The sequence below is a fragment of the Psychrobacter sp. AOP5-GZ1-6 genome (genome assembly GCF_052376345.1).
Classification (GTDB): domain Bacteria; phylum Pseudomonadota; class Gammaproteobacteria; order Pseudomonadales; family Moraxellaceae; genus Psychrobacter.
In genome coordinates this window covers 1-19,523 of record NZ_JBQSVP010000035.1, presented here as the reverse complement: position 1 = coordinate 19,523, position 19,523 = coordinate 1, and the positions used below count along the sequence as shown (strand labels likewise).

Here is a 19,523-nt window from a genome sequence, read left to right as displayed (position 1 = left end):
GTTACAGGCATAATTTTAGATTAGTTTATTAGTCTATAAATTATGCCTACTACAACGTTTATCTAGCACACATGTGTATCCTACTCTTGGAATTTACTTCTTTCTCCACTCACGCGCTCCACTAATATCTGACATTACATCATTAAAATCAAAACTGGGATCTATATTGGGTGAGCATTTACCTAATTTTTGACCATAAATGTAATTAACACAGTCGCAGTCATCATCTACTTCACCACAGTTTTTACATTCAGAGTTGCAAAAATCAATCATTCTATCAATAGCATCGTATGGTTCATATTCATAAGGAAAATTACCATAACCAAAACTACCATGTATCCTACCATTAATAAAATCATCTACGTCGTTGTACGTGTTTATATCACAGTCGAAAATTTTCGCAATGGGCCTCATAACTACTCTGCAATAATCAAAGCTATATAGTTGAGACTTAAAAAACACTTTCCCATCCTCAGCAAATAGGTTATGAAAGTTCAAATCACCATATACTTTTATTAAATCAGCATATCTTTTCTGTTCTAATTCAACATGCTTAAACGAGTTGTTAACAGCATCTAGCAATTTAAACTTGTTATTTATATGAGAACATCCGTCTACATGGTATTTTTTATCAAATTTAGATATGAAATCATTTCTTCGTATGACACTTGAGTTACTGGATGACTTAGTAACTTTTTTTGCGATAAAAATCATGTAGTCTATCGCATGAGACAATATAGTATTAAAAGAAAAGGCGTGGTGAAGCAGGACTTTATTTTGATTCACTAATACAAAGAATTCTTCAGACGCTGGAATCAACACATCGTTTATGTAGGAGAGAAGATATTTTGCATCGTCTTCTTCTGATTTTCCTGTATAAAATTCCATTTACTTCCTTAGATATTAGCCGTAGGGTGCGCTCAGCGCAACGATAAAACTTGCTCAAACAACGATAGATAGTAGCAAGAACGTGATGACACCGCTAGCCCCAACAGTAGCGGCTATCCTGCCATAGCCGCTACTGTTTATATAAAATACAGATATTACTTCTCTTCCTCAGACCCAAAAAGTGATATCAAGCCATCCCCGATAATTCCTCGCCAAGAAAAGTAATCATGCCCTGCACCATACTCTTCATAACGAGTGTCATACCCTTTTGCCAATAACACATCACGCAGATGACGATTGGTTCCCAATATACCATTGCTACTACTTTCCCCACGAGCTGTTTCAAACACGCCAGCACTCAAAAACAACCGAACAGGTACTTTATCCATTCTGATAACTTCAGACGCCACAAAATGCTTATCACCTGCGGTTTGCTCCTTTGGCTTCCACCAAAAGGATCCAGACATAGAGATAACGTTGCCAAATATATCAGGATGACGTAACGCAATAGTCGTGGCAGCCAATCCGCCATAGCTCGACCCTGCAATGACCGTTCTATCCTTTGGTATCGCTACTGGCAACCGTTTATTTACTTGCGGCACCAGCTCATTGGCCAATACATCTGCAAATACAGGATTGGCAGGCAATTCACGCGCACGGGCATCACCATCAGGATTACTGATAAATACCGCCGTCACCGGTGGAATCTCACCTGCTGCGATTAAATTATCTAATATCGTTGGCAATCCAACCGCATCGATATAGGCTTCCGCATCAAAGATATACAACAACACCGCATCGTCTCTATTATTTTGGCTGTCATCAATAGCAGGAGAATAGATGGTAATGTCACGGGTATTGTCTAACGTACTGCTGGTGAATTTAAAAGTAGAAAGCTCGCCTTTAGGGGTTTCTTTTTGCACATCTACCCAAGGCCTTTTTGGCGCATCTTTTAACGTAATAGTAGATTTGGTTGTGTACTTGTCGATTGCTGAATGAGGCCATGGATGATGATTATAAGGATCGGCCTGAGCCACAGCTCTTATCGCCACTCTACGTGCAAATCCAGATTCTGGTGGTTGAGGCACATTAAACGCTATCTGATAAGAAAAATGGGTATTTTTTGGCACCACAAAACTCTTATACCAAACATCAGAATTAGCTAGCTGTTGTAGCGACTCGTGATTGTTAGAAGGTGCGCCTAAAAGTTTTACGTTGTTATAATTGCCCCGCGCCAAAAATGTCATCACAGTACCAGTAGCAGTATCTTCAACGAGCGGTGTACCTAATACCTCTACATCCGCCCAAAAACTATCGCTACTCTGTCCTTTTGTCAGTGACTCACGTAATGCTGATACTTTTGGACTAAGTAATGTGTCAGAGCTTTCTAAAGCACTTTCTAAATTCTGATCTGCTAAACTGATACGTTGCTCAAGCACTACTTGGTATGCACCTGATCCAGACAAGCGCCATGTCGCATCACAGTTTTCTGCCACTAAATAAAATTTTTGCTTGCCGCTTTTATGATCAACTAAACGGCGCGATAGATTGCCTGTCGAATCTAAAATATCAAGCGTTACCGTATTATCACCACTATCGATATATCCCGTCAGATAATCGCCTTTGTCGCAGGGAACGCTAATATTTGATGAATGAGCCAAAGAATTTTTATTGTTTTTTGTACTATTTATTAGCTGGCCTTTTAAAGGACTGTCCATCGTTAACATCGCCGTCTCCGAACCAAATGCAGAAAATGACGTTGAATATAACAAACAAGCAAATCCTGCTATTGCCCATTTCTTAGAGAAAAATCCTGCGTATGTCATCCATTGCTCCTATTTTTATTTACTGACAAAAATCTAACCTCTACCGTTACAAGATGTCTAGCAAATGATACAAAGGTGCAATACTAGCGTACTTTTCCTATAAATAATATTAAAAATCATTCTCATTTAAACTCTATAACGCTTAATGAACTAACAATAATTCATCTTTGCTTAGTTTCGAGCATGTAAAAACAAAAAAAGCCCCTCTGACTCACTATTGAGTTAGAGGGGCTTTCGAATACAGATTATGACTAACTAGATATCAAACTCAAGCGCTCTATCACCATTCTCGTCTTTGATACGAGTTGGCAAACCAATCTTATTCAATAGGTTGATAAGTGGTTTGGCGTCTAGTTCTTCGACGTTGACCATCTTACCTGCGTCCCACTCACCCGTAGCAATAAGCATGGCAGCTGCGACAGGTGGCACACCGGCAGTATAAGAAATGCCTTGGCTACCCATCGCCTCGTAGGCTTCTTTGTGATCAGAGACATTATAGATAAATACTTCGCTATCTACGCCATCTATCTTGCCTTTGACCTTGTCACCGATACAAGTCTTGCCAGTATATTCTGCTGCTAAAGAGCTAGGGTCTGGTAGTACGGCTTTCACCACTTTTAGCGGGATGACTTCTTGCCCTTCAGCGGTCATAACAGGCTGTTCAGACAATAAACCTAAGCTTTGAAGCACGGTAAAGACATTGATATAGTGCTCACCAAAACCCATCCAAAAGCGAATGTTTGGTACGTCTAAGTTGGCCGATAACGAGTGAATCTCATCATGTCCGCTCAGATAGCTGTTTTGCATACCGACCACTGGCAAGTCATCAGTACGTTTGACTTCAAACATTTTATTAGACTGCCATTTGCTATCTTGCCAAGAGTAAACCGTACCCGTAAATTCACGGAAATTAATCTCAGGATCAAAGTTAGTAGCGAAATATTTGCCATGGCTACCAGCATTGATATCGATAATATCGATGTCTGTGACCGAGCCTGCATCCATCATGTCATAGCCAAGACGCGCATAAGCGTTAACCATACCGGGATCGAATCCTGCACCTAAGATAGCGGTGATTTTATTGTCGGCACAGCGCTGCTTACGCTGCCATTCATAGTTGTCGTACCATGGCGGCGTCTCGCAAATCTTGCGCGGATCTTCATGAATAGCTGTATCAATATAAGCAACTTCCGTTTCGATACAGGCTTCTAGCACGCTCATATTCAAAAAAGGTGATCCAACGTTGATAACGATTTGGATGCCTGTGTCTTTGATCAGCTGTATCAGCGCAGGGATATCCATGGCATCGATTTGATGCGTATGCAAAGTCGCTGGCTGCTTAAAGCTGCCTTTGTCCTGCACACTTTTAGCGATCGCATCACATTTATCTTTGGTACGTGAGGCAATATGAATATTGCCAAGCACGTCATTATGCATGGCGCATTTATGCGCAACCACTTGAGCGACACCGCCTGCTCCAATGATGAGCACGTCTTTTTTGTTGGCTGTAGTTTGTTGGTTTGTGTTCAATGAACAATCCTCCTTTGTGTTCCTGTCGATACCGTCGATAGCGGCTATGCAAAACAAAAACGAGTGAATGATAATGCGTGAATTAAAAAGGAAGACCGAGGAAAACCCACGCACCCGTCGGGCAAATGCCATTTTTTACCAATGGATATTTGCCCGAGGCGATTATAACAATTTTTTAATCTCTTTTTGGCAAAAATTCATGAATGAACAGCAATCTTATTAACAATGTAAATATGATGCTAAAACTCCATTCTGAATATTAAGACAAACTTGCCTTATAATCCTGATAATCAAATTCACGCTGCACATCAATCCTACCATCAAGGCGACGAATGACAATAGCGGGCATGTTAACACCGTTAAACCAGTTTTTCTTTACCATGGTATAACCTGCCGCATTACCAAAGCTAATCTGATCGCCTATCTGTAAATTATTTGGCAAATCATACTCACCAAAGATATCTCCTGCCAAACACGAGCGACCATAAATGAGCGTACTGTCTATCTCACTTTCGAGAATAGGTTCTGACGTCTCAATCACTGAATGACCGATAGGAGCGATATCCATTGCTGTATTATTGATAGCGGCAATAGGTGCTGACTCGCGGTAAATCAGTAGATCAAGCATGTGCGCCTCGATAGACGAATCAACCACGGCAAGATGCTTTTCATTGTGCATGGTGTCTAGTACGGTCGTGACCAACGAGCCAGCACCATGGATGCTCGCTTCGCCTGGTTCAAGATAGACTTGCACGCCATATTGTTCGCTAAATCCTTTTAACCTTTCGGCGAGCTTCTCTAAGGGATAATCAGGCGCGATAAAGTGGATACCGCCGCCTAAGCTTACCCACTCTAATTGTGCCAGAATATCGCCAAATCTGTTTTCAATATCTGCCAGACTTTCGCTAAAGGCTTCAAAGCTGTCATTTTCACAATTGTTATGAATCATAACGCCAGTAATGTCACCAAGTACCACAGTGATTTTATCTTTGTTATGCTCACCCAAACGGCTAAAAGGACGAGCCGGATCAGCGATAATAAACGACGAATTACTGGTTTTTGGATTTAAACGCAGGCCGACAGGAATGTCTTGCGCACGTGCCTGCTCGCCAAAAGCATTGAGCTGCGATATAGAGTTAAAGATGATTTTATCCGCGTATTTTAATACTTCAGGGATTTCATCTGCACTATACGCCACGCTATAGGCATGCGTTTCTTTTTTGTCTTTATCGCTTGCTTCTTGACTTACTTCGTTGCTTGTTTCATTTTCAGCACTGTTGTTACCAAAAGTTTCATAGCCCAGACGGACTTCATTGAGTGATGACGAAGTTGTGCCATGCAAGTATGGCTGCATCACATCAAACACACCCCATGTCGCAAAGCATTTTAACGCGAGCAAGGCTTTGGCACCGGACAGCTCGCATAACCTTGCAATGATTTGCATATTGGCAACGATGGCCGCTTCATCGAGTAAGTAGTACGGCGTTGGCACGTTGATAGACTGGCTGGTAGATTTGGTAAAAGTTGGATTGGTAGACGATGTATTCATGATGGTGCACCCGATAGCATTTGATAACAGTAGCGCATAATATTTTTCGCTATAGTAGACTAAATTCATCATGATTAGAATAGCTTATGGCACTTTCAACCGATTACTCATCCTCGTCCAGTCAAGCCAACTCGGCCCAATTAACTCCAAAAGATATTGATTTGAGCCATCTCAATCCTGATGCGCGCGCTGTCTTAGACTTTTGGTTTGACAAAAGAAACGAGCCTTATTGGTTCAAACAAAACAGCCACTTTGACAAACAAATAAAAAGTAGGTTTAACGATATTTGGCAGGCGGCAAAACTTGGTGAATGCGGACCGTGGCGGACCGTTGAACTGTCTACAGATGATAATAGCGCTATCACAGCATTGGCGGGACGATTAGCAGAAATCATTATTTTAGATCAGTTTTCACGTAACCTGTATCGCGGACAAACGACTGCCTTTGCACAGGATGGTATGGCAGTCGTTCTGGCACAAGAAGCTATTCAACAGCCCTACTTTGATACGCTGCCGATGGAGTGGCGTAAGTTTATGATTATGCCATTTATGCATTCCGAATCAGCAATCATTCACGATCGCTATCTACCGCTATTTCAAAAGCTAGACGATGCGACGACTCTAGACTTTGAACATCGCCATAAAGAAATCATTGATAAGTTTGGACGTTATCCTCATCGTAACAATACGTTAGATCGCGAATCCACCTATGAGGAAGAAGTGTTTTTACAAAAACCAAACTCGTCGTTTTAAAGATTAACGTACGTTAATCGTCATTAATATAAAAGCATTTTTGACATAAGCGCACTTTTAACGTAAAGGCGTTTTGAACACCAAAGCACCTAGGATATTGACGATAAGAATACGCCCTAATTTTCTAGCACTTTGCGAACAGGTGCAAAGCTACGCCTATGCTCAGGTAATACGCCATGTTTTTCAATCGCCTCCATGTGTGCACGCGTCGGATAACCTTTGTGCTTCGCAATCCCGTACTTTGGGAACTGAGCATCGAGTGCATACATTGCTTGATCACGGCTCACTTTTGCCAATATACTGGCAGCAGCAATGGCAGTATGGCGCGCATCGCCCTTCACCCAAGCTTGGCAATCAATATTCGCTTGCCCTACGCCAAACTTACTGAGGTTAGCGTAATTTAGTTCTGGGCAACGATTACCATCGAATAGCACCTCAACTTGCAACGGATTAACAGCAGCTACCTCCACCTCAAAAACCATGGCAAAATGCTGAGCAACCACTTCTATCAATGTTTCGATACATAGGCGCATCCCTAGCATGGTCGCTTGCAATATATTGACCTGATCGATGACCGCAGCAGGGATATTAGCGACGACATAGCCCACTGCATACTGCTGAACCAATGGATACAGGACGTCTCGTTTTTTTTCACTCAACTTTTTAGAGTCTGTCAGTATGGATAGCGGTGTACTCTCAAGCGGGTGATCTTCTATCAATCCTGACCAACTCGCTGGTAATATCGCAGCGGCAACATTGACACTACCCAGCAATGGCCCACGTCCTGCCTCATCAACACCAATCTGTAGTGCTGGCTGTGTTGATTCTGGGCTGGTAGTGCTCGAATATTGAGCCAGTAGCTCTGTGACATTGAATTGCCCGAATAAATGAATGGGCGCTGCCAATTGGACATATTGACCTTTTATATCAATCGCCTGAATGCTCATTTCAATCGGTGTCATAGTGCTTTCGGTACAGTGCTGATGATTCATAGTCATGTGGTGTCTTGTTATCAAAATAGTCAATTAATCTCATTTGTACTAGGATGCGACCTACTTATAAAATAATGATAAAAACCTAGTCACGTTTAGCTTATTTAAAATATAGTAGGTGTTGAGAACATATCCTAATTATTGTCTTGCATAAACCATTGCTCAATCACACTATTGGCAGGACTGTGATTGCTCTGCTGTTGCAGTGAGTGTTTCGTAGCTATGAGGTCGTTTAGTTGCTCAGCATAGGCACGTGGTTGTAATAAGCGCATGACCGTACGACAAATATTATTGCCACTTGCCTGCTCTTGAATCAGCTCAGGAACGATTGCAGTACCCGCCAAGATGTTGGGTAGTGCCACATAAGGCACTTTCACCAAGCGTTTGGCTATCTGATAAGTGAGCTTATTTAGTTGATAAACCACCACCATGGGCCGTTCCAATAGCATTGCTTCTAACGTTGCCGTACCAGATGCTAGCATCACAATATCTGATGCAGCCATCGCCTGCTGACTAAATGTCGGCTGACTGTCATCGTATACCACGACAATTGCGGCACGTAGCTGACCTGAGCGCTGATCAATAATATCTTGAACGATATATTGATGGTTCTGATCGACCGTTGGAATGATAAAACACAGCTTAGGATCTAGCAGTATGAGCTTTTGAATACCATCTAACATCAATGGCAAAATAGCCGTAATCTCTCCGCGTCTAGAGCCTGGCATCACACAGATCAGCTGGCTAACATCATCAAATCGTTCAACAAAAAACTGTTGTAAGCCATCATTGTGCCAAACCAACTCGCTACGGCGCTGATTGATTGGAATCTCTAACACTGTCTGATCAATGGTGTGCAGTAGCGGATGACCAACACAGATGGCAGGATGATTATGGCGCTCATATACGGATAGCTCAAAGGGAAATAGGCAAAGCACTAGGTTGGTCGCGGCTTTAATATTATGAATACGCGACTCGCGCCACGCCCAAATAGAAGGGCTGACATACTGCACACAAAATATGCCTTGTGGCTTTAATTTTTTAGACACTCTAAGATTAAAATCAGGTGCATCAATACCGACAAACCAATCGATATCAACCAATTTAAATGCGCTCAACAACTCACGCCGCGCTTTTAGTAAATCAGGTAGCTGTGACATGACCTCTACTAAGCCCATCACTGCCAAACGTGATAAAGGAAAGATGCTTTGTAGCCCTTGCGCTTGCATCTTGCTACCACCCACACCTACCCAGACAATATCATCGCGCAAGTTATTCATCTGCCGCATAAAATCTGCACCCAAGCTGTCACCTGAAACTTCGCCTGCAACGATACCGATGACTAGTGGCCCGGCCGTCAACTCAGACAGCTGAGGATGTACCTCTGTCTGTGCTGCTAGACCAGTATATGTATCAGGTGTTGCAAAATCTGTCATGACACGCTCTCAATATTGAAATAGTAAAAATATAGTGGTTTATCAAAATAAGGTAAATGATAAATAAATCGTATTATAAGATATTCTCTGCACTAAAATCCTGTCATCCATGAACAGTCAAGACACCAGAGATACCATTTATGTTGCCATCATACGTGACGATGGTATAAATAGCTAAATTAGCTGATAAAAGTAGTGTTATAGCGATTTAAAGGTAACGTTTGTCTTTCATGATAAACAGAGATTTGCTATCAATAGATGCCAATTCAAGATGAAAAATATACAAGTATAACTAAGTTTTGTTTTTATCATTCCAGTTATGAGTCAATAAACTCATCGACTACCCTTGTCAACCGCTTGTTTTGTCCGCATAATGATTGTTCCTATAATTTAGCTAGACGATATAATCATGACGACACCAGCTACCCATAATGCAGATATTGATGACGTGAACATTGAACAATTCATCCCCTTAGTCACTCCAGCTGAGCTAAAAACTGAGCTACCCTTATCAGACAAAGCCTATCAAACGGTTCTAAAGGGTCGAAATACCATCCAAGATATCTTGGATGGTAAAGACAAGCGCCTATTTGTGGTCATCGGTCCTTGCTCTATCCACGATATCAAAGCCGCCCACGAATATGCCGATCGTTTGGCAGTATTGGCAAAAGAAATCGAAGACAGCATCTTTGTGGTTATGCGTGTATATTTTGAAAAGCCGCGTACTACCGTTGGCTGGAAAGGTATGATTAACGACCCTGATATGAACGATAGCTTTGATATCGAAAAAGGCCTACGCATGGCTCGTAAGCTACTGCTGGATTTGAATGAAAAAGGATTGCCTTGTGCGACTGAGGCATTAGACCCAAACACCCCGCAGTACATGCAAGATTTGATTAGTTGGTCAGCGATTGGCGCACGTACCACTGAGAGCCAAACTCACCGCGAAATGAGCTCTGGTCTATCATGCCCAGTTGGCTTTAAAAACGGTACTGATGGCGGCATGACTGTCGCCGTCAACGCGATGCAAGCCGTAAAAGCAGGTCATAGCTTCTTAGGCCTGTCATCAGACGGCAAAGTATCTATCATCAAATCTAAAGGCAACCCTTATGCACACGTGGTATTGCGTGGCGGTAATGGCAAACCTAACTATGATGAAACGGCGGTTTCTGAAGCAGAAAACGCACTGGCTAAAGGCAAAACCAGCGGCAAGATTATGATTGACTCAAGTCATGCTAATTCTGGTAAAGACCCATACCTACAGCCTATGGTTATTAATAACGTCGCTGAACAAATTCAAAATGGCAATAAACCTATTATTGGTATGATGATTGAGAGCCACTTAAAAGGCGGTAATCAGAAATTAACGACTGATTTAAGTCAGCTTGAGTACGGCAAATCTATCACTGACGGTTGCTTAGATTGGGATAGCACAGTGACTGCACTATACAAGCTACACGACATGGTAAAAGACGTACTGCCTAACCGTTAATCGTCATCACAGACTATTATTAACTACATAAAAAACTCCGCCCGACATAATAATGTCGGGCGGAGTTTTTTATGCGGATGCACTGATAAAATACTTCATACCAGTCGCCAAAATGACAATTAAGCGAAGTTGATATCGTTAATCGTCATTTTTGTGTTTGTGGCAGAGCCTGATATCACTACATCCTACTCACTTGCTGAGCCTAATACGCTATTTAAGCTTTCTAGTACATGCTTTGATGAAGACTGTTTCTGCAAATCCATCAATTGCTCATGCGCCATTTGACGAAGTGGTTCAGCCAACGTGTTCCAGCGTGCCAATACTTGTACCAAACGTGAGGCTAAAACGGGGTTAGAATCATCTAGCTTTTTAATCACGCCTGTATAGAGACTCAAGCCTTCTGCTGTCCACAGCGCCGTTGGCTGTGACGTAAAAGCACTGATAACTGAGCGTACTCGATTGGGTGTATTCCAATCAAAATCAGCATGAGCGATCAACGACTCAATGGTATCAGGCGTAACAGTATCAGCAGACGCTTGCACACTGAACCACAAATCGATGACCAAATCATTGGCTTGAAAGCGCTCATAGAAATCTGCTAAGTAGCTCTCAGCATTTTCAACTTGATGATTGACCATGGCTTTTAATGCGCCAAAACGCTCAGTCATACAGCTCGCATTATCGTACTGCTGCTGTGCCCATGCCGCTGCATCTTTGACTTGCGCCGTCAGCGCCATATCTAATACCACGTTTCGCAAGGCACGAGTGCCACGGGCGGCTGCACTGTCTTCATAAGACTGCATAGGCAACTGCTCATAAAGCGTTTGCCATTGATCTTTTAACGTCTCTGCCAATTTCTGATACAAGCCCTCACGCTGTGCTTTGACTACGGCTGGATCATAATTACTGTGGATAGCCGACGCCAGCTCTTGGGCTGATGGAATATCAAGCAAACGCGCTGCAAGCATCGCATCATTAGCAGCTAGCTCAGGTAACGTCTGAGCCAATGCTTGTAGATATACTTCAGGACTGCTTTTCGCACCCTTGCCTTGTAATAAAATACGATTGACCAGCATTTGTGTTACTTGCCAGCGATTAAAACCATTGGTCTCATGCTGAAGTAAAAATGCCAAATCTTTGTCTTGATAATCATAACTAAGCTGTACTGGTGCACTGAAATCACGCAGCAATGACACGACTGGTTCGCTAGTCACATTTTCAAAACTAAAGGTTTGTGTAGCCTGATTTAACAAGAGCATACGCTCCGCAATAATATCACCGGACTCTTGATCAAATAATGCGGTCGCAACCGGAATAGGCAATGGTTTTGGTGCATCAAAACCACTGACATGACGGGTCTGCTGACTGAGTGTAATGGTCAATGTCTGCGCTGCGCTATCGTAGTCTTGATGACCAGAGACGACTGGCGTACCTGGCTGACGATACCAGTCAATAAAGCCTTCAATTTTGCTATCGGTAATACTGAGCGCCGATAAAAAGTCTTCAACCGTCACGGCCTGACCGTCATAGCGGCGGAAGTACTCATCCGTTCCTTTACGAAAATCATCTGATCCTAGCGTATTGGCAATCATACGCACAATTTCAGCACCCTTCTCATAGACAGTCGTCGTGTAAAAGTTATTAATCTCCACAAAACTCTCAGGGCGTACAGGGTGTGCCAACGGTCCGGCATCTTCTGCAAACTGATGCGCACGCAATGTCGCGACATCATCAATACGCTGTACAGCGCTCGACTGTTGATCTGCTGAAAACGATTGATCGCGATAAACGGTAAAGCCTTCTTTTAGGCACAATTGGAACCAATCACGGCAGGTGATACGATTGCCTGTCCAGTTATGGAAATACTCATGAGCAATAATGGCCTTGACGCTAAAACTCCGTGAATCAGTCGTCGTTTCAGGACTGGACAATACACAGGCTGTATTAAAAATGTTCAAACCTTTATTTTCCATCGCCCCCATATTAAATTGACTAACCGCGACGATCATATAACGATCTAAGTCATACGCGCGGCCATAATTGACCTCGTCCCACTCCATGGCATCTTTTAGCGCTTGCATACCGACATCACACTTATCAATATCAGCAGATTTTGCATATAGCTCAAGCGCCACCTCTCGGCCTTCACTCGTCGTATAAGTGTCCGTCAATACATCCAAGTCAGCGACGACACAAGCAAACAAATAGCTTGGCTTATTGGTTGGATCATGCCAAATGGCATAATGACGATCTGGCGCATCTGTAACCTCACCTGCTTCCACCAAGTTACCATTGGCCAGTAGTGTTGGGTAACGCTTATCTGCCTCCAGACGCGTGGTAAATATCGCTAACACATCAGGGCGGTCGGGATAAAAAGTAATCTTTCGAAAGCCTTCTGGCTCGCATTGCGTGACAAACATAGTATCGTCACCACTACCCGCCATGTACAACCCTTCAAGTGCAGTATTGGTCTGCGGACAGATGCGTACTTCAATATCTAACGTTACTGCATCAGGGGCGTCCGCTATTATTAGCTTACCGTCTTCTTGTTTATATTTCTCAGTAGTCAAAGCATTACCATTCATGCTGATAGTCAGTAGCTCTAAATCCTCCCCAAATAACACCAGTTCACCCGCCGTTTGACGAACCATTTTTAGCGTACTACTGACTTTCGCATACTCTGTAAACAACTGAATATCTAAATCAACCGTTTCGACATCGAAGCTGGGCTTTTGATAGTCTTTTAAATTGATTTTGCTCGGTGCAGTTGGTGGTACATCAGGCATCTCAGGATTGATAATTTGAGCAGCGGTTTCAGCAGTAGACATATGAGTTCCTATTATTTTTTATGATATAAATATAAGGTGGTGTGTCAAAAAGTATGCTGATTAAAACTTGAACAATTTTTGAAGCCTTGAAAGCCCTATAGAATCAGAGAACTTAGCATAGATTTCTTATTGACTTCTATCGCCAGCATACTTTTTAGAACACCACCAAATATAAAATTGGTGTTGGTACTGGTATTAGGACTGACTAGACTTATAACTAAATTGACCTAAACTACCAAATTTCAAGTGTATATCTCAATATTATTATGTTCATCACTTGCGACATACCTAGTGAAGCAATAGAGCTAACAGCATAAATCAGTGATTGGATAATAATGATTAAAATGATTTAATAGACTCACCTATGACTCACTTTCTATAAACGGTCTATTATATGACAAAGCACGCTACCAGCCGCTCAGATATTACACTACCATTATTAATCAATTACGTTGATGCTCTGCTACCATCATTAGCCATACAAGAAGAGACTCCCAAAACGACTGATCAGACTTTTGACATTACGGAGTTATTGTGGGTGGTAGAGGACAAAAATGCACAGTCAGCTGTAAAAGCGCAACTCGAAAATTACTTGCATCATCAAAAAAATGACGTCGCAATAGCAAATTCTGATACATTACAAATCGTAACTCTATTAGAGCTTACCAAACAACAAACACCTGAACGTTATGAACTCGCCTGTTTTTGGCTCCCTACTTTATCAGTGGAACGCCTGCAGCATTATATTCCGCTATTGATGCGCTATCGCGACCTATACGCCGCCCATCTACTCATCGCCCTTGAGCACAATATCGACTTACAACCCTACGGATTTACCCCGTTTGATATATTACAGACTTCTATTTTGACAGAAGATACCGACCTATCAGGTGCCGATATGACCCAGATGCCTGCCGCCGCCCATGCTTTTGGATTAGCGACACTGTGGCAATTTAATCTGTATGACTACAAACAGCTGCCTAATTGGCTCAATGCCGACTACTGGGCAAACCCTGAAAACTGGGACAAGCACCGCTGGTAGTTCGTTTTATGCCTTGATATCAGAGCGTTTATCAAAACGGCTCTATATATAACAAAACGAGCATATCTGATTGTAAATTCTCGAGTTATTTACAGTAATACTACTTACATAAAGTAACACTGAATATATGATAAATGGTAATTGCCTGAGTTTTATCGAAGCAGTTTACAACAACAATGTTAATTAAAAATTTTAGGAGCTCACCATGTCAATTCGTTTTTCTAAGCTTGCAGTTCTCGCTGTATTGTCAAGCGCTATCGCAATCACTACAGGCTGTGCGACCAAACGCGCCACCTCTGAAGTTGTGGTTGCCCCGCTAGGTATCCCAGGCGGTCAAACGGGCTATAATGGTGCCGTCATCGTAGACAACGCCAGTACCGTCGTCACTGATGCAGACAGCCTACAAGCCGTCGTTTACTTTGCTTTCGATAGCAGCGAAATCACCGCACAAGCGGCCAATGTCCTCAATCAACACGCAAGCTTGCTACGCTCAAACCCAACCGCTAGCGTAGTTATTGCTGGTCATACCGATGAGCGTGGTAGCCGTGAGTATAACATGGCGCTAGGCGAGCGCCGTGCCCAAGCAGCGCGTAACTATCTGGCCGCCCAAGGTGTCGCGGTCAACAATATCCGCATCATCAGCTACGGTGAAGAGCGCCCTGCTGCCGCTGGCACCACCGAGGCCGCCTATGCGCAAAACCGCCGCGCGGAGCTGTCTTATTAAGACAAACCCCATACGCTCGTATTACCAATCGTCAGCGTAATACTAAAAAGGCCCAGCAATATCACGTTGCTGGGCTTTATACTTCCTACTCCTACATAAAACCTGCGGCTACACCTATGCCCTTATACTTGACACAAACTCATATTGTGAGGCTTGGGCCTACGACATGGTGTGCCACTGCGCATGTCAACGCCCTTGCCCATAAGCATACCAATAAACCTCCCTATCTAAGCCGATACGACCTAAACACCCATATAGATGATACCCAGCAATGGCAGTATTGCCGCGAGGCTGCAGACATATCAGCACCTGATCGGGCGCAGCAGCAGCGCCAACTACAGCGGCAAGGCGTACGGCTGTTATTACAACAGCTACTCACCAAGCTACAGATAGACGACACCTTAGATGAGTCAGCCTTTCCTTATCAGCTTGCTCGTAGCAAATACTACGTATGCTTTAGCCATACAGGCGCAAAAAATACAGACGATACTGATAATAGCAACACTCAACCAACGAGCTGTCTAGACAATCAGGTGGCCGTCATTCTCAGCCAGCATCGTCCTGCTGGCATCGATATAGAAGCAAATGAGGTAGCTTGGCAGGTGGTTCGGCGTTTTTATGCCGATAAAGAAAAGGCAGTATTGCAACGACTGCCTGCATGGCAGCGTGATGCAATCGCAAAGCGGCTATGGCAAATAAAAGAAAGCTATATCAAGGTATATCAATACACCCTCGCGCAAGGGCTGGGTATCGACTACGCTTATCTGATTGAGGATTTGATAGACAGCGTGATAGACGACCATCATCTGATGACTGTGATGGATAAAAAAACAGGGTACCGTATCGCCATCATTCCTAGGCAGCATATTGTACTGGTGTTTTGATAAGGATATCCAGCCAACATCTAAAGCATTGCACATCCTCTATTTAATCGCTAGTCATCTTACTACTTGTTACTACTTAACGCACAAAAAAACGACCCTAATAAATAGGATCGTTTTTTGTTTATTTAATAACAGCCAGTAGACTGTGATTAAATTAGAAGCGGTAAGTTGCACCAACTTTTACGATTGGCAACCACTCAAGATAGTTATCACTCTTTAACTCTCTCTGCGCTTCAGCTGCTACTTCAGCTGAAGTTTTGCCTGAACCAATGTTACTACCTTTTACGCCTACGTTATTAGATGTACCGTTTGTACGGACAGTAGCGTCTGTCTTACCTAGATATGCTGCACCAAGCTCACCGAATAGACCAAAGTTTTCAGTAATATTTGGACGGAAGCCAATAGTTGCATAAGGCGCTAGCTTGTTGCGGTGTTCGATAGTACCTTGTAAAGAACCTACGTCATTGGCATCGTATTCCACACCATCAATCTTATAGATACCGCCATTTTGTGGGTTAGCAGTTACATCGATATCGTTATCCGGTACGATGATACCAGCACCCATTGTGAACCAGTTACCAGTAGGACGTAATTGTACGCCTAGGTATGGGTTACTAAAGTCAGAGTCTACATCATAGTTTACGTCGTCGATATCAATATCGCCGCCAAATAGCTCGGCAACATCACCACCTGCCCAACCGGCTTGTAGTTCAGTGTTTTCGTTCAAACCCCAAGCGATATTGGCACCATAACCTAGTGTACCAACTTCAGCACTGACAGCGGCTGGGTTGATAGCTGTTTGGAAAAAAGTCTTAGTACCACCAACGACGGCGCCAGTGGTGTTACGTACCACACCAGCATCAGCATTGTATGCATAAGCAGGTTCTGCTTCATAAGCGACCGCAACTGGCTCTGCTTCATAAGCGACAGCTGTGTTGTCATCAACAACGACAACTGGCTCAGCCGCTAGCGCAGCAGTTGAAGCCAAAACGGCAGCAGAAATTGCTGTTAGTTTAATAAGTTTCATAAATACTCTCCTAAAGTGTGGAATAACTCGCCCAAAAAAAATGACAATTTAGTTCTTTTTAAATCCATCATTTTGTTGAGCAGATTAAAACAATTTTGGCTCAAAAAGTCACCCCTACAGACGCGCTTTTTATTTGCCATTATGTAAAGATTGCATAGGTATTGTAATAATTGCTACATCAACCGGCAAAACTTCGACTTTCTGTTACACAACGCTCTCAAAGTGATCCAACAGCGTAGACATGATTTTTAAGTGACTTAATACTCATGTAAGGATATTACAAAATATGTCATTATCATCGCCTACTGACGTCTCAGCTTCAATAACAGTTATATAGCTTATTACTACAGATTGTTGTGTTTTGTGAGTTGACGTATCTAAGGGTGTTTTTGGACAAAAAAATCAGTTAGGAAAATAAACGATATAAATGTCTTGTTATACCGCGACTAACGTTTGTCTAAGCGTTATATTGTGCTAAATTAGAGACAGTAATAAACCAGTTACAAAGCCTCAGGTTTATGATTTTTTGTTATAATTATTAACGCGTTGCAAGCGACTGCGCTTTCTCCTCTTTTATTATTATCGAGCCATTTATATGCCTAAAGTATCGTCGATTACCCGTGTGTTAGAGATTATAGAAGCGGTGTCTTATGCTTCTAAACCGCTCTCTCCACTTGAGCTATCGCAAGAGCTGGACATTCCAAAACCGACCATCCATCGTTTGATTCAAAATCTGGTGGACGAAGGGTTTGTCACCGTTGATATCGGCGGCGGCATCATACCTGGCAAGCGAGTACGCAATTTGAGCGTTGAGCTGTGGCAGCAGCGCCAGTTTTTTAATGAGCGGCAGATGGTTTTGCATAAGCTGGTCGAGGAGATCGAAGAGACTTGCGGGATTGCGATTCCTTATCATATGAATATGCTCTATACCAACCGCGCGCAGACCTCACTACCCTTGCAGATTTATCTGCCTGTGGGCGTCAAGTCTCCGATGTGGTGTACAGCAACGGGTAAGCTGTATCTGAGCCAGCTCTCCACCACCAGCCGTAACAAGATATTGAAAGGCTTGCCTTTGGATAAATTTACCAAAAACACCATCACAGATATCGATGCGCTCAATCAAGAGCTGGATAAAATCGCTGAGACAGGGGTCGGTATCGACAACGAAGAGTTTATCTCGGAGATGGTGGCGGTGTCTGTACCTGTATTAGATAAGAAGTCACGTTATCTGGCCTCTTTGTACTTGCATGCGCCGACCATACGCGTGTCATTAGACGAGCTGATGACGCATGTGCCGCGCCTGCAGACAGCCGCTCAGGATATTCAGGCTTTGGTCTATGAGCTACAAAACTAAGCAGAATTTTATAACCAAAAGGTCTGCGCTATCACAGATAGCGCAGACCTTTTTTGCTTTGAGACGAGTGCCTTTAGTAGCTTTGTGCGTTCGAGACAGATATTTCAAAGACTAGATATTTCAAAGACTAGGCAATTCAAGAATTAGGCACTTTAAGACAGCACCGAATGGTCATGACGCCCCATGATACTAGAAAAATCTTTGTCGCCATTTTCGCGCGCGTGATCGTCGTAGAGCTCTGTCGCCTTGGCACCCATCGGTGTCTCAACCGCGGTATCTTTGGCAGTTTGCATGGCAAGATTGAGGTCTTTTTGCATCAGCTTGCTCATAAAGCCGCCTTTGTAGCCCTTGCTCGAAGGCACGTTTTCTAACACCTGAGGATAAGGGTTATAAACCTCCAGTGTCCAGTTGCGCCCAGAGCTTTGTAGCATGATGTCAGACAATACTTTGGCATCGAGGCCATTTTTTACGCCTAGATTGATGGCCTCTGCCGTCCCTGCCATCAAGATACCTAAGAGCATATTGTTACAAATTTTGGCGACCTGTCCTGCTCCATGCTCGCCTGCATGAAAGATGTTTTTGCCCATCACCGCCAGTATCGGCTCCGCTTTGACAAATGCGTCGGCACTACCGCCAACGATGAAGGTCAAACTACCAGCGATAGCACCGCCTGTACCGCCAGAGACGGGCGCATCTAAAAAGTCTATACCAAGACCAGTTGCGGCGTCTGCTACCAATCTGGCGTCAGCGGCAGCGATGGTACTACTATCGATGACCAGTGTGCCCTTGGGCAGCTCTGCTAGCAAGCCATCAGATCCATTCTCACCTAGATAGACAGAATGAACGTGCTTGCCCGCTGGCAACATACTAATCACAACATTCGCATTGCTCGCCGCCTCTTTTGGGCTGGTAGCGACGCTGGCACCTGCTTGCTGAAGGCGCTCGCATGCTTCTGCAGATAAGTCATATACTGATAGCGGATAGCCTGCCTTTAATAGATTTTCTGCCATCGGTGCGCCCATATTACCAAGACCAATAAAGGCAATCGTTGGTTTTGCCGCGGCACTCTTTGCTGCATTTTTGGTATTTGTGTCCTTCATACCCATCTCATCACTCCTTGATGATTGATTTTTTATGTTATTGCCAGTAGCGCCTGCTCGGCTGCCTAGGCAGATCTGCTTTTATTTTTAGTAGATTGT

15 protein-coding genes are annotated in these 19,523 nt (G+C 43.3%); 6 read left to right on the top strand and 9 right to left on the bottom strand.

The genetic code is table 11. From position 1 onward, the window contains the following. Positions 1 to 93: 93 nt before the first annotated feature. From ACT3RN_RS06750 to ACT3RN_RS06735, 4 genes are all read right to left on the bottom strand, one after another. Positions 94 to 888, bottom strand: coding sequence for a hypothetical protein (locus ACT3RN_RS06750; RefSeq protein ID WP_192520682.1), 795 nt, complete (start codon positions 886 to 888; stop codon positions 94 to 96). A 155-nt stretch (positions 889 to 1,043) separates the two neighbouring features. After that, positions 1,044 to 2,714, bottom strand: a complete 1,671-nt coding sequence (locus ACT3RN_RS06745; protein WP_192992219.1) for an alpha/beta hydrolase — start codon at positions 2,712 to 2,714, stop codon at positions 1,044 to 1,046. Positions 2,715 to 2,969: 255 nt separating this feature from the next. After that, positions 2,970 to 4,244 carry a saccharopine dehydrogenase family protein gene (locus tag ACT3RN_RS06740; protein WP_192992220.1) on the bottom strand — a complete coding sequence of 425 codons (1,275 nt, stop codon included), beginning with the start codon at positions 4,242 to 4,244 and terminating at the stop codon, positions 2,970 to 2,972. 259 nt (positions 4,245 to 4,503) lie between these two features. Continuing rightward, positions 4,504 to 5,793, bottom strand: coding sequence for a carboxynorspermidine decarboxylase (locus ACT3RN_RS06735; RefSeq protein WP_192992221.1), 1,290 nt, complete (start codon positions 5,791 to 5,793; stop codon positions 4,504 to 4,506). Between the two features lie 86 nt (positions 5,794 to 5,879). Between ACT3RN_RS06735 and ACT3RN_RS06730 the strand changes: the two genes are divergently transcribed. Beyond that, positions 5,880 to 6,545, top strand: coding sequence for a DUF924 family protein (locus tag ACT3RN_RS06730; protein ID WP_192992222.1), 666 nt, complete (start codon positions 5,880 to 5,882; stop codon positions 6,543 to 6,545). Positions 6,546 to 6,661: 116 nt separating this feature from the next. Here ACT3RN_RS06730 and ACT3RN_RS06725 read toward each other — a convergent pair whose 3' ends face one another. Both ACT3RN_RS06725 and lpxB read right to left on the bottom strand, forming a co-directional pair. Next, complete coding sequence (locus tag ACT3RN_RS06725) at positions 6,662 to 7,543, bottom strand: ribonuclease HII (protein ID WP_226945112.1); 882 nt, start codon at positions 7,541 to 7,543, stop codon at positions 6,662 to 6,664. Positions 7,544 to 7,671: 128 nt separating this feature from the next. Next, a complete protein-coding gene (gene lpxB, locus ACT3RN_RS06720) occupies positions 7,672 to 8,973 on the bottom strand; it encodes a lipid-A-disaccharide synthase (RefSeq protein WP_192992223.1) in 1,302 nt (433 codons plus the stop codon). A 409-nt stretch (positions 8,974 to 9,382) separates the two neighbouring features. On the opposite strand from lpxB, the gene ACT3RN_RS06715 reads away from it, so the two are divergent. Continuing rightward, on the top strand, positions 9,383 to 10,465 hold the full coding sequence (locus ACT3RN_RS06715; RefSeq protein ID WP_226945113.1) for a 3-deoxy-7-phosphoheptulonate synthase: 1,083 nt from the start codon (positions 9,383 to 9,385) through the stop codon (positions 10,463 to 10,465). A gap of 185 nt (positions 10,466 to 10,650) precedes the next feature. On the opposite strand, the gene pepN is transcribed toward ACT3RN_RS06715, so the two are convergent. Then, positions 10,651 to 13,251, bottom strand: a complete 2,601-nt coding sequence (gene pepN, locus ACT3RN_RS06710) for an aminopeptidase N (protein WP_413469395.1) — start codon at positions 13,249 to 13,251, stop codon at positions 10,651 to 10,653. A 436-nt stretch (positions 13,252 to 13,687) separates the two neighbouring features. Here pepN and ACT3RN_RS06705 point away from each other — a divergent pair, with 436 nt between their 5' ends. The 3 genes from ACT3RN_RS06705 (at position 13,688) to ACT3RN_RS06695 (ending at position 15,943) form a co-directional block, all read left to right on the top strand. Then, positions 13,688 to 14,335: a DUF6231 family protein gene (locus ACT3RN_RS06705; protein WP_192992225.1), complete on the top strand. Its 648-nt coding sequence runs from the start codon at positions 13,688 to 13,690 to the stop codon at positions 14,333 to 14,335. 205 nt (positions 14,336 to 14,540) lie between these two features. Continuing rightward, a complete protein-coding gene (gene pal, locus ACT3RN_RS06700; protein ID WP_192992226.1) occupies positions 14,541 to 15,059 on the top strand; it encodes a peptidoglycan-associated lipoprotein Pal in 519 nt (172 codons plus the stop codon). Positions 15,060 to 15,175: 116 nt separating this feature from the next. Beyond that, complete coding sequence (locus tag ACT3RN_RS06695) at positions 15,176 to 15,943, top strand: 4'-phosphopantetheinyl transferase family protein (protein ID WP_192992227.1); 768 nt, start codon at positions 15,176 to 15,178, stop codon at positions 15,941 to 15,943. Between the two features lie 154 nt (positions 15,944 to 16,097). Here ACT3RN_RS06695 and ACT3RN_RS06690 read toward each other — a convergent pair whose 3' ends face one another. Beyond that, positions 16,098 to 16,970, bottom strand: coding sequence for a hypothetical protein (locus ACT3RN_RS06690; protein WP_192992587.1), 873 nt, complete (start codon positions 16,968 to 16,970; stop codon positions 16,098 to 16,100). A 595-nt stretch (positions 16,971 to 17,565) separates the two neighbouring features. On the opposite strand from ACT3RN_RS06690, the gene ACT3RN_RS06685 reads away from it, so the two are divergent. Then, positions 17,566 to 18,324, top strand: coding sequence for an IclR family transcriptional regulator (locus tag ACT3RN_RS06685; RefSeq protein WP_105245544.1), 759 nt, complete (start codon positions 17,566 to 17,568; stop codon positions 18,322 to 18,324). 152 nt (positions 18,325 to 18,476) lie between these two features. On the opposite strand, the gene mmsB is transcribed toward ACT3RN_RS06685, so the two are convergent. Then, positions 18,477 to 19,430 carry a 3-hydroxyisobutyrate dehydrogenase gene (gene mmsB, locus ACT3RN_RS06680; protein ID WP_413469405.1) on the bottom strand — a complete coding sequence of 318 codons (954 nt, stop codon included), beginning with the start codon at positions 19,428 to 19,430 and terminating at the stop codon, positions 18,477 to 18,479. Between the last annotated feature and the right edge of the window lie 93 nt (positions 19,431 to 19,523).

What these genes read in the sequence shown, in the direction of transcription:
- ACT3RN_RS06750 (WP_192520682.1), bottom strand. Translation starts at nt 888, where the DNA reads ATGGAATTTTATACAGGAAAATCAGAAGAAGACGATGCAAAATATCTT.
- ACT3RN_RS06745 (WP_192992219.1), bottom strand. Translation starts at nt 2,714, where the DNA reads ATGACATACGCAGGATTTTTCTCTAAGAAATGGGCAATAGCAGGATTT.
- ACT3RN_RS06735 (WP_192992221.1), bottom strand. Translation starts at nt 5,793, where the DNA reads ATGAATACATCGTCTACCAATCCAACTTTTACCAAATCTACCAGCCAG.
- ACT3RN_RS06730 (WP_192992222.1), top strand. Translation starts at nt 5,880, where the DNA reads ATGGCACTTTCAACCGATTACTCATCCTCGTCCAGTCAAGCCAACTCG.
- ACT3RN_RS06725 (WP_226945112.1), bottom strand. Translation starts at nt 7,543, where the DNA reads ATGACTATGAATCATCAGCACTGTACCGAAAGCACTATGACACCGATT.
- lpxB (WP_192992223.1), bottom strand. Translation starts at nt 8,973, where the DNA reads ATGACAGATTTTGCAACACCTGATACATATACTGGTCTAGCAGCACAG.
- ACT3RN_RS06715 (WP_226945113.1), top strand. Translation starts at nt 9,383, where the DNA reads ATGACGACACCAGCTACCCATAATGCAGATATTGATGACGTGAACATT.
- pepN (WP_413469395.1), bottom strand. Translation starts at nt 13,251, where the DNA reads ATGCCTGATGTACCACCAACTGCACCGAGCAAAATCAATTTAAAAGAC.
- ACT3RN_RS06705 (WP_192992225.1), top strand. Translation starts at nt 13,688, where the DNA reads ATGACAAAGCACGCTACCAGCCGCTCAGATATTACACTACCATTATTA.
- pal (WP_192992226.1), top strand. Translation starts at nt 14,541, where the DNA reads ATGTCAATTCGTTTTTCTAAGCTTGCAGTTCTCGCTGTATTGTCAAGC.
- ACT3RN_RS06695 (WP_192992227.1), top strand. Translation starts at nt 15,176, where the DNA reads ATGCCCTTATACTTGACACAAACTCATATTGTGAGGCTTGGGCCTACG.
- ACT3RN_RS06690 (WP_192992587.1), bottom strand. Translation starts at nt 16,970, where the DNA reads ATGAAACTTATTAAACTAACAGCAATTTCTGCTGCCGTTTTGGCTTCA.
- ACT3RN_RS06685 (WP_105245544.1), top strand. Translation starts at nt 17,566, where the DNA reads ATGCCTAAAGTATCGTCGATTACCCGTGTGTTAGAGATTATAGAAGCG.
- mmsB (WP_413469405.1), bottom strand. Translation starts at nt 19,430, where the DNA reads ATGGGTATGAAGGACACAAATACCAAAAATGCAGCAAAGAGTGCCGCG.